Consider the following 16,100-nt stretch of genomic DNA (forward strand, 5'->3'; position numbering starts at 1 on the left):
AAAGATCGCTGATAGGTAGGGGGCAGGCAATCGCAGAAAACCGTGATTTTTAGGAGCAATAAGTAAGGTTTCCTTTAAAAAGCAGCCGTCAGCTGTAATATAAAGCATGACATTTCTACAATGGTTTAAAAATCCTGATCTCCTGATTATTGAATGCAACCAGATATAGGAGACCTGATTTGGTTCTTATTGTTTTAATATCTCTTACTTCACCACTCAACAGAAACCCGGATGAAACAGGGGATACCGCCTTAAAATTTCGATTTTTATCTACCAGTAGCACATTTCCGTAGTCGGCATCGTATCTGCCTTCAACCGGCGTTACTCCTGAAAAATTCCCTCCAGCCAAAATTGTTTTGTTGGCACCAGATGAAACTGCAAAGCCAAACAATGGCGAAACCTGTGCCGATGAGGGAAACTCCTTGAACGTAAAATTACCACCACCGGCATTGTAAAATACTCCTGAAGTGAAAGAATTCGCTATTAATTGTTTGCCGTTTTTAAGAGCATCACCAAAAACCTGCTGAACAGTTTTCCCTGCAAAATCACGATAGTATGGAAATTTCTTTTTAATAAATGGTATTTGCTTTTCAAGTTCATTTTGTCCCAAAAAAGAATAATCGTTTTGATTTATACTATAAGTAAGCAGTGGGTCAAGCGTGCCATTTAGATCTAAGTCTGATAAAAATAATTTTACGGGGTTTGTTGTGGTTGGTTTAAGTTTGGAGTTCCAGCCATAATTTCCGGCAATGATATCAATTTTTCCATCGCCATCTACATCCGCAAGTAATATGCGTTGCCACCAGCCTTGTTGTTTATCCAAAACATCACTGTGTTTTCTAATAAGCCGACCTTTCTTATTCATAAATATCTCAACCGGCATCCATTCGCCGGCAACAACCAGATCTGGCCAGCCATCGTTGTCCAGATCAGCAAATGATGCTGTGCGTATTATTCCGGCATGTTTTAATTCTTCTGGAAGCTGTGCCTGGTGATAGCGACCATGGCCGTCATTCATTAATAAATATGATTCGGGCATTACGCCGAACGCCCGGGCATTCGGACTACCAGCAACGAAAATATCCGGATAACCATCATGGTTCACATCTGCAACCGCAACGGCTGATTTATTTAGTTTTAGGCTTGGAATAGAATTTACTGTTGTAAAGGTTCCTTTACCATCATTGACATATAGATGATCTTCCGGACCTGAGGAACCATCATACTGCTCATTACTCCTGCTGGCCACGTACAAATCTGGGAATCCATCATTATTTACATCTAAAAAGACTGCGTCAACCCCTTCATTTTCATGATTAGCAATAAAAGCAGGCTGAACAGTTGATTTAAAGACTCCATCGCCTGATTGAATAAATAAAGCGCCTGGCTGGCCTTTTCCGCCACAGATATAAAAATCATCTAATCCATCACCGTTTACATCAGCTACAGCTATTCGCGGACCTTGCGTTGAAAGCATATGTGGAACAAGCGGTTGCTGATTAAAATCAACATAGTTATCTTTTTGGTGCTTCCAGTTTATATTTATTTTGTTGGTAACATCTTTAAAAAGAGGGGCGGGAGGCGGGAAAAATTGATTGTAATCAAAATGGCCTGCCGCCTTTGTTTGATCGATGTTTAAAAGTTGGTTGGTCCTGACATTTTTAATTACCTGATATGTTTGATTTGGCCATACAATTAATAAACTATCAATTTTCGTAGAACCATTAAACCCGAAATGAAGCTTTGGTTCCACGGAGGATTGAAATCCGCGGGTAAGCATTAATTGTTCATATTGCAACTGCTTTCCGTTAAATGCGTACGCTTTTACTCCTATACCAAAATGATTATCACCCCTTCCTTTGAATTTAAGACTGAGATAATGGGTTGAAGTGTCGGTGTTTTTATATATACAGGCTTCGTGGTTAATGTTGTTAGTAACAATATCCAGATGTCCATCGTTATTTAAGTCGGCATAAGCTGCGCCATTTGAAAGCATAGCCCCCTTTATACCCCATAATGCGCTCTTGTCAATAAATTTTTCACTCTTTGTGCCTTTAAAAATATAACTATGCGAATCGCCAGTCGGCATTTTATTAAGTACAACACTGTCCATACCATGGCCATTGACCAGCATTCCCCGTACAGCATCATCGGATATGTAAGTGATGTAGTCCAGATCTGTAGGCCTGCGTTCTACTCCATTTGCCACAAAAAGGTCTTTTATTCCATCATTGTCAAAATCTGCAAACAGCGGGCTCCAACTCCAGTCTGTGGCGTATACACCATCCATCAGGCCTACATCGCTGAACGCCACACCACTGCCTAAATTTTTTTGCAAACAATTACGCGAATACTGATACTGGAAACCGGGCGTTACAATCTTACTTGTATATTGTCCATAAGACTCATCGCCGTTAAAAGTTTTTAAAAGGTGTTCTTCTGCAGGCAGCATATCTACCGTTATGATATCCAGTTGGCCATCATTGTTAAAATCGGCCATGTCATTTCCCATGCTTGCGCGACTATAATGGTTAAAATGTTTAGCACCCGATTCTGTAAAAGTGCCGTCGTGATTATTGATATAATAATAATCGTTTTCATGAAAATCATTACTGACATAAATATCATCCCAGCCATCGTTATTTACATCTCCTACAGCAACACCTAAACCATAGCCCATGGCACTACTGTAAATCCCGGATTTTGAAGTGACATCATCAAAATGCCCTTTGTTGTTTAAGTAAAATTTGCTGCCAGCCAGCTTATTAGGGACTTTGCGTTGAGAAGTATCCGCGCCGTACATGGATTCGGTATGATCGGACTGATTAAGCAGAAAACAATCTAACAAACCGTCATGATTGGCATCAAAAAAGACTGCCTGAGTTGAGAAACCGGAAAAATCGAGCCCATATTTAGCCGATTCTTCTGTAAAGGTTCCATCATGATTATTGATGTAGAGCATATTATGTCCTTGCAGTCCTAATTTTTGGGCAACCACACATACATATATATCCAGATAGCCGTCGTTATTTACATCGGCCATGGTAACGCCAGAACTCCAGTCTGCATTGCCAGCTATCCCCGCTTTTGAGGTGATATCTTCAAAGTGGTAATTTCCCTTATTTAAATAAAGTTTATTACCTCCCTTTTTGTTATCGGTAAAAAATATGTCGGGTAAGCCATCGTTATTGATATCGCCAATGGCTACTCCTCCGCCATTATAAAAATACAAATAGTCTAAAATTCCCGGTTTATCATTATCGGTAACATGGTTGATAAAATGAATATTGGTAGATGAAGAAGATAATAACTCAAAAAGCGGGTGATCTTTCTTTTTACAGGAAATATTCCAGAGACAAAGCAGAACGATTACCAGGTATTTAATTTTGTCTCGCCTCATTTGTTTGGTTTGCTATTGTTTGTGATTTATTTTGCTTTAAATCAATAAACCGGGCAACCGGCCCTACCAGGAAAAGCGCGTAGAATGGAGCATAAATAAAGCTTTCCAGCCTTAAGATAAATTCTACTATAGCCACAATAATCACTACCACTATTTGCGCCCTTTTGCCGGATACAGAAGTCCCTGGATCAGTGATCATAAAAAATATAAACAGTTGATACATAGGCCCGGTAAGCGGTGCCAATTCTGCAAGAAAGGGGTCTGAAGTAATTAAACTACGAACGTATGCCAGGATCACAAAACAGGTTACATAGGTTAAGGTTACGTGGAGCTTTTTTGCCCTGTACACAATACCTAAGCCTAAAAGCCATATAACCGCCATCGGCAAAAGATTATTGCCCCATTGGATGCCCAAACCGGCAACACTGAGCGGTGCCATAAAAAGCAACCATGAAACTCCGAAGTTTGATGGATTCCATAAATGCCTGCCTTTATACCTTATCACATACTTTGATAAAATAGAAAGCAGCGCAGCGATGACATAAGGCCAAACCATATTTGAACGAACCAGGATGCCTACACTGATGCCGGTAATGTACGCACTAGCCAGGTTTTTATGCGTGCCCAGTATCAGTCGGGCCAAAAGCACTTCGGCAATTATTGAGGTGGCAATAGATATGATGACATTGATATAGCTATCCAGTATACCAAAGGTTATTTGCCCAACTAATAATATCAGCGTGATAAAAAGGGGAGGTATGTAAGGGAAATAATCAATTTTCCTGCTTACATGCAAATTGTTGCCAGGCAATTTTTCGTCTTTAGCTAAATCCATCAGTTGTTTGTCTTATTTTCGGTAATTACATGAAGCTGATCTATCTGCGGTTTCTCCAATTTCTCAATCTTTCCTGAAGGCCAATAAATAGTTACCTTGTCGGCTGTGGTGCTTTTTCCAATACCAAAATGAATCCTGTGCTGGTTTTGGGCCGAAAATCCACTCCCGCCAGAAACTATCTGCATCTGTTTTTTTCCATTCCATTCCAACTGTACCTTTGCGCCTATGGCGCTTGCATTGCTTAATGTTCCATGCAAATCAAAATCAATCCAATGATTATTGTTTTTTGAATTGTTTTTATAAATAAGCGGTACATTGTTCTGGTTGGCTACCACAACATCCAACACGCCCCGATTCCAAAGATCGGCCATGGCAACCGACCGGCTGTCGAAGGTAATATAAGGGCAAACTTTGTTTGACACATCTTCAAAAAGACCATTGCTGTTATTAAGCCATATTTTGTTTTGCTGATAGCCGGATTGGCTTTTTCCCTGCATATCGGGCCAGTTGGCAGCATCGCCAATTATTTTGCTGTTGCCACCGGTAACCTTGGAGTAATCATACCAGTACGATGTGTTTTTTTTACCCGAAATAAAGCCATTAGCGGCATAAAGATCTATGAAACCATCGTTATTTAAATCACCAAACTGTGCGCCATAGCTCCATCCTGCATTCTCAATCCCGGATAGCTGCGCCAAATTGACAAATGAGGGATCACCTGCGGCGCTACTTTTGGGTTGCCAGTAATTATTGCCTTGAATTAATATACCCGGTTCGGTGATATTGGTGGTGTAGATACCCAGCATGCCGCTATTATTGATATCACCAAATGATACGCTCATGCCGCTTTTAGGAATATTGCCTATACCCACCAGTTTACCTCGTTCAACAAATCCCTTTCCTTTTTCGTTGATATAAAATTCATCCACATTGTAATCATTGGCCACATAGAGTTCTGGGTAACCATCGCCGTTAAAGTCAGCCGCTCCGGCAGCAAGTTTCCACTTGGTAGATATCAGGCCATATTCGGCAGCAACATCTTTAAACTTGCCATTCCCAAGATTTTTAAAGAGATAATTCTTTCCACCGTTATTAGCATACCTGAAACTCTCGGGCATAATTTTAGTGGTATTCAAATTACTAAGATCGAAGGCCTCGTTATAATAACCGCCTAAAAAAAGATCGAGTTTCCCGTCGTTATCAAAATCCAGCCAGATGGCACAATTGGCATTTACCCAGCTTGGCAAGCCACTGCCCTCGGTTACGTTTACAAACTTTTTACCGCCAATGTTGTGAAATAACTCCGGTTTACCCCATTTATATAAAAACATATCTGTGAAACCATCATTGTCATAATCACCCCAAACTGTGCCCATGGAAACGCCTGTCCCTTTTTTGTTTACATCGGCTAGACCTACCTGAGCTCCTACATTTTCAAATTTTCCATTGTGGAGATTGCGGTATAATGCGTTTAAACTGCCTGTGCGGCTATTGGTAAAGTAAATATCATTCCACCCGTCATTGTCGAAATCAACAATAGTAACAGATGCACCCATAGAGGCAATTTGTGAGGCAATGTTATTTAATTTAGAATCAATCACAGGGCATAAATGACGAAAATCTATCCCTGCGGCTTTGATATCCACGGGTTCCAGATAAAAACCATATTTACTTAAGGCCGCTTGTTCGTTAGTTCCGCCGGTATCGCCATTTAAATGAAATACACCTTTATGCGATAGAAGTGCGCTGCCTATCAATAAAACTATAAAAAGAATGATAGCAACAACTTTATAGACCTGTTTGGGTGTACTCATAAAAAAGGAATAGCTCACGCATTAATTGGAAAGATAAAGGTATCATAATGCATAAAAATAACAAACTAAATATAGGTGAGTCCCGCTATAAAAACATCGTTTTTAAGCTTTACCACATAAAAATGCTGTTTGATATTGCTTAACTTCGCTTTTGTATTTTTCTACTTTCGCAGCAAAACCTAATTATGCCTGTAATATCAGTATCGCAAAAAAATGTTTTTATAACGCTATTCACCTGTTTATTGGGTTCTATACTATTATTTACAGCATGCGGCAGAAAAACTGGAAAAGCAAACGCAGGAAACGATTCTGACCCAGGGAAACTTGCGCGGCAGTATATGGCTGAAAATAAATTTGATGAAGCGGAGGCTTCATTTATAAAAGCGATACAGGTAGCTCCCGATGATATTTTAAATTATGGCAGCCTGGGAAGGCTCTACCTGCTTCAAAAAAAATTCGACGAAGCTGAAAAGGAGTTGAAATCTGGATTAAAGATCAAACCGGATGACCCGGAACTGGAATTACTATTGGCAAAAGTTTACATTGAAAAAGGAGACCGGGATAATGCTCAAAGCCAGCTCAAGGCCATTATTGTTAAATATCCTAAAAATGTCAAAGCCTGGTATAACCTGGCCGGTGTTGGCCCAACATCGGCACCTCAAAGCTGGGAAAAAAGCTGTTTGACAAAGGCCTTAAGTTTTACACCTGCAAATATGGTATTGCGGCTGAAGCTGGCGGAGCTTTATGCGGGCTGCAACCAGGCAGATTCTGCACGTTATTTTTTGGAAAGTATTAAGAAAATGACGCCAGATTTTTCGACCACTGCAAATGCTGCCTACCAAAAAGCAGTTTCTTTATTAAAAGGAAATCACAGCCTTGAGGCTTTGCCTAATATCATTCGGTTTCATCAATTGATGAAAACAAGCGTAGCTTATGCCACCGGAACTGATGAGATCGAGATACCCCAACTTTTGGGAGGCTACCCGCAGTTTACAACAGCCCTTACCAATCAAGGTGGAGCCTTAGCCGCCTTTATTTTTACCGATGCCTCGGCCGCTGTAGGCTTGTCCAATAAAGCAACCGTTAACGCTGCACATTCTTTAATAGCCACGGCTGATTACGATTCAGAAGGTAATTTCTATGTTTATTCCAGTTTTCAGCCTATAGGTTCTTCCACATCCAAACGCGCTCTTTTTATCACCAAAACCGGGGAGTTTAAATTGTGTACAGGTATTGATGCTATGGATAACCCGGGACTGGATATGGATGCCACTTTTGCAGATTATGATAATGACGGTTTTCAGGACCTTTTTATTGCCACAACAAAGGGCATGATCTTATATCATAATAATGGTGATGGTACTTTTAGCCAGATTAAAGAAAATATAGGATTACAAAATATAGATCATGTGCGTAAGCTTTTATTTGCTGATTTTGACCAGGATGGTGATCTTGATTTATATGTTGCCGAAAAAGGTGGAAATAAATTTTTTCGAAACAACGGTAACGGGGCCTTTACGGAAACAGCAGATGTTATGGGGCTTATAGGTGATCCACATGGTACACTAGCAGCAGATTTTGGTGACTGGGATTCAGATGGAGACCTAGATATTACCGCATTAAGAGAAGATGGCAGCTTACAATTACTGACAAATAACCGGCATTCTAAATTTCAGGACATCAGCGACTCATTGGGCTTGAGTAAATATAAAGGGAGTGCGGTTGCCTTTGGCGACTATAACAATGATGGTTTGCTGGATATTGTTGTTCCCGGAGGTGCTAATGGCTTGTGCTCGCTACTCAGTAATACAGGTCATGGATTCGCAGTTGATCCGGCATCCAAGACACTAACTAATGCACTAAAAGGAATAACAGTAAAGGACGTTGCATTTGTCGATTTTGACAATGATGGGCACCTGGACTTGCTGGTTGCTGGTATTAATACTGATCCATCAAAAAGTGGTGTCAGGCTATTTCATAATGATATCAAAGGATTCAGCGATGTTTCGTACCTCTTGCCAAAAACGGTGTTACAGGCAGAGCAGATTAAAATTCTCGATTTTAATGCAGACGGAGACGAAGATATTTTTTTAGCAGGACCTGCGGGTGTTCAGTTAATTAGAAATGATAGTGGCAACCAGAATAATTATATGCAGGTACAATTGGCTGGTTTATCTTATGGCAACAGTAAAAATAACAAGTTTGGAATAGGTGCGCAGGTTGAACTAAAAGCAGGGGACCTATATCAACGCAAAACGGTTACCGGCCCTAATACTGAATTTGGGATAGGTAACCGTAAGACACTGGATGCTGTCCGTATTGTATGGCCTAACGGCACGCCCCGAACTATAGTTGATCCAAGCAGTAAAGAAAAAATATTGGAGCAGGAGCAACTCAAAGGTTCGTGTCCATTTTTATTTACGTGGAATGGTGAAAACTATGAATTTATTAAGGATATGCTTTGGCGAAGTGCGCTTGGTATGCCCTTGGCTATTCATGGCAGGGATACTACCTATTCATTTTCGGATGCTTCAAAAGAATACCTGTTGATCCCTGGCGAAAAACTTAGACCTAAGGAGGGTAAATACAGCATCAAAATTACAGAAGAATTGTGGGAAGCCGTTTACTTTGATAAAGCAGGCCTGGTTGCTGTAGATCATCCCGATTCTGCGGATATTTATGTAGATGAACGGTTTGTTCCTCCTCCTTTTCCAGGCAAGACGGTTTACCAGGCAGCAAAAAAATATTTACCGGTATCAGCCAAAGATGAACAAGGTAATAACCTGCTGCCCAGAATCAGTACCTATGATTTCCAGTATGCTTCAACTTTTTCCTTAACCAAATTCCAGGGGCTTGCCGAAGATCATGACCTGATACTTGACTTAGGGGACAAGGCCAAAAGCGATAGCCTGCGCTTGTTTTTACGCGGCTGGATATTCCCGACCGATGCCAGTATCAATACCGCCATGACCCAGTCCGATCAATATAAGGTTCATCCGCCGTCTTTACAGGTGATCAACAGTAAAGGGGAATGGCAAACGGTTATCCCTAACCTGGGCTTCCCGATGGGCCGGGATAAAATGGTCATCGCCAATCTTTCCAGCAAGTTTCTTACCGTTAATGATCGCCGCGTCAGGATCAGGACGAATATGCAGATCTATTGGGATCATATATTTTATACTACTGGTAGTGTAAAATCGCCTGTAACAATGAGTGATCTGGTAATGACCCGCGCTACGCTGGGTTACAGGGGATATTCTTCATCTTACCGCAAAGGCGGTCCTTATGGCCCTGAATGGTTTGATTATGACCATGCCACCAAAGGACAGAAATGGCGTGACCTTACCGGCAATTATACCCGTTACGGCGATGTGCTGCCGCTTTTACAACGAGGCGACGACCAATATATCATAGCAGATGGGGGAGATGAGATCAGCATTGATTTTGATGTGCAACGATTACCTCCATTACCCAAAGGCTGGAAACGCGATTTTCTGATCTATAGTGAAGGCTGGGTAAAGGATGGGGATTTAAACACAGCCAGCGGGCAAACCGTTGCGCCATTGCCTTTCCATAAAATGCCATCGTATCCGTATACCAATGTGGCTTATCCAAATGATAAGGCGCACCGGGAGTATCAGCAAAAATATAACACCCGTAAAGTAAACACCACTGATTTTAAAAATGCGGTACGCAACGCTCGTGTCATGTCATTTAAGAATTGATATCTAGCCAAAAATATTTATACCCAAAACATGGTTTACACTTTTTGAGGGAAATATTTCATAAATGATTTATAATCAATTACTTATTCGTGTTTTAACCATGAAAAGTGTAAACCATGTAAACCCACTTTTTGTTAATTGAGTAAACCCAACTAAATACCATACATCAATTTGTGAGGTTACATAGCACTAGTGCTTCGCTTCTCGCTAAAAGCACCATGAAAACTTTGAAGTTAAAGGTTTACCGCTGTGTGGTGATACATGTTTTTTAATGCCGGATTAAGCAACCCTGCTATATTAACCGGCGCTATCCTTTGCCTTATCAGCTCGGTAAATTGGCTGATATCGTTTGCTGTTACATGCTGTTTTCTGATAATTCCGGTCAGGTCCTGGTAACATAGATTGATCATTTCTCTCATGTCAAGGTCATCAGCACCAAGGAAATATCCCGGTTGCATTTGTTTCAGCAGGCGTTGTTCATAAGCAATAGTAGCTGCAAAATAAAGCATTGACCAGGCATTAAAAAGTCCAAAACGATCCATGGTTTGGTAGCACCCGGCAACAAGCTGGTCTATAAGTTTTAATTCTTCAAAAACACCATCTTGGTATTTTGCCAAGGCTTGGTGCAATTGATCATCATCACCCCAGTATTGTTCAATTACTCCGGCTACTTTTTGGATACCAGACAGGGAGTGAGCAATGCCCGAACTAAAAAGCGGATCAACAAAACCGGCTGTATGCGGAAGCGCAGCCCACCCGGGGCCAACGCAACATTCTGATTTGCGTTGCAGCCTGCCCGACTTGAGTATTGTACCCGGTTGTGATGAAAGGGATATATTATTCAGCAGGTCATGAATGGATGGATATTTCTCCAACAGATTATCCCATATTTGTTTCGCCGGTACACCCTCAAAGTTGTTCTTTTGCCTGTTTAGCGCAAAGCCAATACTGGTACGTTCATCATTAAAGCGAAGCATCCAAAGCCAGCCTTCATCTAAAATTTGGTGCAACGCGGAGTTATCAGGATCATAAGGGAAGTCGCTGATGGGGATGCCTGCCTCCTGGAGCATATCCGTCCAACGCGGAACGTTGTTGAAATGTGAAAATACAGCAAATGAATCGGTCAAAAAATCATTAGATGAAGATTTAATACCTAACAGCCTATCAAGTAAAGCACCACTGCCGGTAGCGTCAATAAAAAAAGAAGCGGTAATATCCGATGAGTTATCACCATTGGTTTGAAACTTCCATCTGGTATCTCTTTCTGCCGAAATGATCTCTCTAAGATCAGCATAAACAATACCTGCTTCTTTTACCTTAGTCACTAAAAAAGCATCAAAATCAGCACGCAGCCAGTTGGTATCAGATTGCATATTATCTGTACTGGCGGCAACTAAAAGCTCATTAGTATGGTTAATATCTGAAGTGAATTCTTTGCCAGGATAGTGTTTAAAATAGCTGAAACCTCTTTTAATACCACACACAATTTCCGGGTGCGATTGCTGCCAGCTACCGTAACGTGAAAAATCTTTAAGCCAGGGTAGATTGTATTGCTGGGATATCTGGCGTAAAATCATATCGGCAATAGGGGTAGAGGATTCACCAATAGCGAATCGTGGATGTTGGCCCTTTTCAACCAGGCAAACCCTGAAACCCTGGCTGTTTAAAACAAGCGCCATCAGCGATCCGCCGAAACCGGCACCCGCTACCAGGATATCAAAATCATGAATATTCCTTTCAGTCATTACAATTACAATTGATCCGCTGATAAACTTGCTGATGAAGATTCATCGCTTCTAAACGTTCTTTTCTTGCCTGAAAGCATTGGGGGCAACTGGAAAGAAAATCAATATTCCAGGTATCAACAAATACCCGGCCCTGCTTTAATAAAAGAGCTGTTTCAAACACCTCCTCTAAGGCATCCAGCGTGGGGGCAGTATAGTGCCCCTGTTGTTGCAACATTTCCATAATACCATTGCCGGAACGGGTGGCGATAATAGAACAGCATTGTGTTCCGCTTTCAAACGCAAATTGTACGGTACGAATTGCCCATTCAATATTTTCCCGCGGGTTAGTAAGATAAGGAGGGTTTAACAGGATAAATACGCGTACATCTATATGGTTAATCCGTAAAAAGGAGGCGGCTTGTTTAAAATCTGCGGCGGTGAGTTGTTTATTGAGTTGCGGTAATACTTCTGGGTGAATTGTTTCAAGCCCCATGGCTATTTCTAGTGTCCCATTAAGTTGGTCTTTAAACTCCAGACAGTTTGTGCCACAAAGTTTAGGATGATTTTCTACTATCACCTTCTTATAGGGCTGTAATCGTTCAATTATTCCCGGGTAATCAGCAAGGGGAATAGCTTTAGGATCAAAAAAATTGCCGTTATTATATAACTTAATCACGTCGGCCTTGGGTAAGCGCTCTAAAGCATAATCTATTTGCTTTAAAATAGCTCCCGATGGTGTATGGCCGGTTAATGTGTTCTTCCATAAATCACACATTAGGCATTTAAAACTACATTCCTTACCGGTCAGAAAAATCGTATTTACTTTTTGTAATACACCGTTCGCGTCCGGTTCCTCTTCATGTAAAAAATGGTAGGGAATATCGGAGTTTAATGCGTTTCTTCGCGGCCGTAGTTTTTCAATCTCCTGATTATCGTGCATAAAGTGAATGGAAATAAGCCCGGTATTCCGCTTCACCTTGTGGAAATATTTGCTTAAACGTGCTTTCTGTAGCTGCCCCGAGTTGAAAACGGCGTTTTTCGAATACAGGCATATCAAAACCGGTAATAGCTTTTACACCTCTGCTGGTAATTTCTCCTTTTAAGGCATAAAGCGACTCTTCGTTCCAGTCTGTTAATTGAATAAAAGGGATGCCTTCGGCAACCTCAATAACATTGGGCAGCGCATAAGGGCTAAACCCCTTGAATCCGTGTAAACGGCAGGGTGCATAGGAACGCACATGCCCACGACTTTGGCCTCCGGAATAGGTTAGTGAGTGTTTGATCTTATCAACGCCCCAGCCTTCCTGGTAAAGCATCATGTTATTTAATACACTGCGTATGGTGAGCTCCGTGTTTTCTGCAATGGGGTAATCCTTCAGGTTTTCGTCTCCGCCGTCGCCATCGGCAAGGTATTTCCATTCCGGGTATAAGCTGCGCAATTGTTTGCACAAGGCCAGTGCCATTGTTGCCGATTCCAGGTCTCTTGATTTATAATCTTCTATTACATTAATGGCTTCTTTGTAATTTACAGCGGATTGAGGAACATCAATAACCTCCAGGAAAAGGGAAAGCCCTAATTGATCCAAAAACTGGTGCGCCTGTTCGGCATCAGGACCGTTATTTACTGACAGGGTAAATGCCTTTAACCGTTGCGGTGACATGCCCAATTTCAGCATCAATGAGTAAAGTACCAGGAAAACTGATCCGCTATCGATACCGCCTGAAAATAAAACGCCCACCGGTTCATTTTCAGGGATCGATATCAGCCATTTCTGACATTCATTGGCCAACGCCCCGATATAGGCTTTGCCAATCTCATCCAGATCATGGGTCAGGTTATTTCTTTTGGGTTCAAAAAAACGTGTATAAACAGGATTGGGATCCGGGCAGCCTATTACTTCTAATCGTACCACATAATGTGCCGGTACCATCCTGGTATAAGAGGGGTGAAACTGATGATGGAGATCCATTCCTTTGAGGAAGTTATAAATTTCATCTATTCGTTCGGCAACAATTAATAGCGGACCACTTACCTGTTTAGCGAGAAAATAGCGCATCGGCCTGCCAATAGAACGTGCCAGAAAAACCTGCTGTCCCACTTTTTTTACTATGGCGAATTGTCCTTCTATTCTGCGTACTCTTGCTGTATTGCCCGAAATTACTGCTTCCGCAGCTTCATCCGATGTCATGTTAAAAATAACGTTATTGCTGTCATCAAGCAAGCTTATAAAATCGGTTGGTGTTGCTGTATTAGAGACGTTCATAAAATTTAGAGTATAAATGGCATTGGAACTTAGCCAAGCGTTTGAGCCGATCAAACCATTGTTCCGGATGATGCAATGTTAATATTTTCTGATGAAATAGCGATAATCTTTGCTGCGATTTTTCCGATGTTAAACACTAAAGCGGCTGTTGGCTGAGTTCTGTACGGCGGGGTATTTTTGATACCAGCGCAAAAATAACCAGGCCAGAAGCCAGCACAATTAAACTCATGGCCAAATGCCAGCCAACGGGCTTCAGTACATACATTGCACCAATAAATTGAACAACCAATATAATTGATAAAAAATTAGCAGCAGCCTTTCTGGATACTTTACTGATTACATATGAACCCAATGGCGCAAATACAGCCACAAAGGGGATACATATCAGCCACATTTCAAATGCTTGTTTTTGGAAGTCCTTTACTACACCGGCATGAATAAAAAATCCAAAAATAGTTTCTATTGTCATGATGATAACTGACGATGGGATGGCTACTTTTTCATTAATGCGATAGTAAATGGTCATAAAGCAAAATGAAAATATGTTAATGCCGGTTCCAAAAATAGAAGAGATCATTCCGCCGATAAGGCCAAGTATAATCAAGCGTACTATATCTGAACGGCCGAAATTACGTATAGCATCAAACATATCCCTTTTGTTTTTACGGTTCTCGTTCCACAACACAATACCGAAGCTTAGCCATAACGATACGAAAAAAAGCTTGGCCACCGGCGGTGAAATAAGCGGTACCACATAAAATGTTCCAAACACCATTCCGAATAACCCACCAAGAGTAACAAACTTAATGTAGTTCCATTCTACTTTTATACTTTTATTTAAGATGAGTACTGATGCGCAGGTCATACCGATACTTTGAATGGCAAATGCGAAGTTACGTGTAACTCCTGGTGCTATTTTTAGAAAAAGGGTAAATACGGGATAGGCGACCGCCGCGCTGCCCTCAGGGCTTGAACCGGCGATAAAAGCCCCGCCGATCATCGTTATTAATGAAGGGTAATGTTTTGTAAACAAATAAAAACTGTGCGTGTAAAACATATAGTAAAACCAGCAACTAATAACTAAAAATAAAAGTGTGAGATAAACTAATGGGAGGCGCTTTAGGTTATTGGCTATCATATGATTATTAGGCTTTTTTATCCATTTGGTATAATTATATAGTCTGATTTAACCTTTAAAAATAACAAAATCAAGCTTTACTAAAATTATAATTTAAAAGAAATGCTAAAGGTTGAATATCCTATTCACTAATTTATTTCTTGAAGGTGCCCATTATTGGGAATATCCTAAATGCGAATGTGAAAATTCTATTGAACATCTGTTAATACTAACGGTAATATCGGGATTATTCCGGCCTATCATACCGTTGATTTTATTATCGGATATACTTTAAAGAACGGGAAACTTTCGGTTTCAGCCAATAATCTTACTGACGAAAAATATTTTACCAGGCGAACGACTGGTTTCCTCGGCCCAGGCATTATACTTTCTGAGGGTAAGGCTATTTACGGTACTCTGCAGTTTCATTTATAATCAATTATTAATTTAAAGTTGTTGTACCTGTTGCTTTTCTGTTTATGATCATCGATATCTATTCTTTTAAATTTTTAGGAAGCGAGTTTTTGCCGCAATTGGATGAAGGTGCTATATGGCTTAGGGTGTAATTACCTTATAGTGTTTCCCTGGATAAATCAGTGGAAACCTCCAAAAAAGTGCGCGAAATATTAATGACTTTTCCTCAGGTACAGTATGCTGTATCTCAAACCGGGCGTCCCGATGATGGAACTGATGTCGCCGGGTTTTACAATAACGAATTTGATGTATTGATGTACCCGGAGGATGATTGGCGGCCGAAGATCAGTAAAGATGAGCTGATTAACCGGATGAACGTAAAACTATCCAAACTCACAGGTGTTAATCTTAATTTTTCACAGCTGATAAGTGATAATGTGGAAGAAGCTGTTTCTGGTGATTCTTTGAATTACACGGAAGGCAAAATACAGGATGTTTATAAGATTTTGAGAGATGTAAAAGGCATAAAAGATCTAGGTATTATGAAAAGTATAGGCTTACCTGAATTGGATATTATCCTCGATCAGCAAAAAATGGCTCAGTATGGTGGGAATTATTTCCAGCCGCTATTTCTCACGGTATTGGGTCCGAAAGCTCCAGGCCGTTAACGAGAGTTGTCATTGGAGGGATTCTCTGTGCTATGATGTTTAGCCTTTGGGTATTTCCTTTAATTTTCGGATGGGCTTACCGGAAAACAGATGAAACGACCCGATAAATCATTGAAAACAATATTCTGTGTCCGTC

At 40.8% G+C, this 16,100-nt stretch carries 9 protein-coding genes and 1 pseudogene; 3 read left to right on the forward strand and 7 right to left on the reverse strand.

All coding sequences use genetic code 11. The features are described from left to right. Positions 1–115: 115 nt before the first annotated feature. Genes BW976_RS22955 through BW976_RS22965 form a run of 3 tightly spaced genes read right to left on the reverse strand, consistent with a single transcriptional unit; the run spans position 116 to position 6,049 of the window. A complete protein-coding gene (locus BW976_RS22955) occupies positions 116–3,400 on the reverse strand; it encodes a VCBS repeat-containing protein (RefSeq protein WP_076376912.1) in 3,285 nt (1,094 codons plus the stop codon). Further along, positions 3,381–4,235, reverse strand: coding sequence for a hypothetical protein (locus BW976_RS22960; protein ID WP_076376914.1), 855 nt, complete (start codon positions 4,233–4,235; stop codon positions 3,381–3,383). The genes BW976_RS22955 and BW976_RS22960 overlap by 20 nt, the downstream gene beginning before the upstream one ends. Continuing rightward, on the reverse strand, positions 4,235–6,049 hold the full coding sequence (locus BW976_RS22965) for a CRTAC1 family protein (protein ID WP_076376916.1): 1,815 nt from the start codon (positions 6,047–6,049) through the stop codon (positions 4,235–4,237). The genes BW976_RS22960 and BW976_RS22965 overlap by 1 nt, the downstream gene beginning before the upstream one ends. A gap of 185 nt (positions 6,050–6,234) precedes the next feature. Between BW976_RS22965 and BW976_RS22970 the strand changes: the two genes are divergently transcribed. Beyond that, positions 6,235–9,774 carry a CRTAC1 family protein gene (locus tag BW976_RS22970; protein ID WP_076376918.1) on the forward strand — a complete coding sequence of 1,180 codons (3,540 nt, stop codon included), beginning with the start codon at positions 6,235–6,237 and terminating at the stop codon, positions 9,772–9,774. Between the two features lie 233 nt (positions 9,775–10,007). Here the strand turns inward: BW976_RS22970 and BW976_RS22975 are convergent, their stop codons facing one another. From BW976_RS22975 to BW976_RS22990, 4 genes are all read right to left on the reverse strand, one after another. After that, on the reverse strand, positions 10,008–11,519 hold the full coding sequence (locus BW976_RS22975; protein WP_076376920.1) for an NAD(P)/FAD-dependent oxidoreductase: 1,512 nt from the start codon (positions 11,517–11,519) through the stop codon (positions 10,008–10,010). Beyond that, complete coding sequence (locus tag BW976_RS22980) at positions 11,512–12,441, reverse strand: archaeosine biosynthesis radical SAM protein RaSEA (RefSeq protein ID WP_076376922.1); 930 nt, start codon at positions 12,439–12,441, stop codon at positions 11,512–11,514. Before BW976_RS22980 ends, BW976_RS22975 begins: the two co-directional genes overlap by 8 nt. Continuing rightward, positions 12,431–13,765 carry an asparagine synthase-related protein gene (locus tag BW976_RS22985; protein ID WP_076376924.1) on the reverse strand — a complete coding sequence of 445 codons (1,335 nt, stop codon included), beginning with the start codon at positions 13,763–13,765 and terminating at the stop codon, positions 12,431–12,433. Before BW976_RS22985 ends, BW976_RS22980 begins: the two co-directional genes overlap by 11 nt. A 136-nt stretch (positions 13,766–13,901) precedes the next feature. Beyond that, positions 13,902–14,765, reverse strand: coding sequence for a sulfite exporter TauE/SafE family protein (locus BW976_RS22990; RefSeq protein WP_217696294.1), 864 nt, complete (start codon positions 14,763–14,765; stop codon positions 13,902–13,904). Between the two features lie 698 nt (positions 14,766–15,463). Here BW976_RS22990 and BW976_RS23000 point away from each other — a divergent pair. Then, positions 15,464–15,964 (forward strand): annotated as a pseudogene (locus BW976_RS23000) (efflux RND transporter permease subunit); the annotation flags it as partial. Further along, positions 15,937–16,071: a hypothetical protein gene (locus BW976_RS29840; RefSeq protein ID WP_245834774.1), complete on the forward strand. Its 135-nt coding sequence runs from the start codon at positions 15,937–15,939 to the stop codon at positions 16,069–16,071. The pseudogene BW976_RS23000 and the gene BW976_RS29840, both read left to right, overlap by 28 nt. Positions 16,072–16,100 lie beyond the last annotated feature (29 nt).

This window comes from Mucilaginibacter lappiensis (assembly GCF_900155965.1).
GTDB classification, from domain to species: Bacteria; Bacteroidota; Bacteroidia; order Sphingobacteriales; family Sphingobacteriaceae; genus Mucilaginibacter; species Mucilaginibacter lappiensis.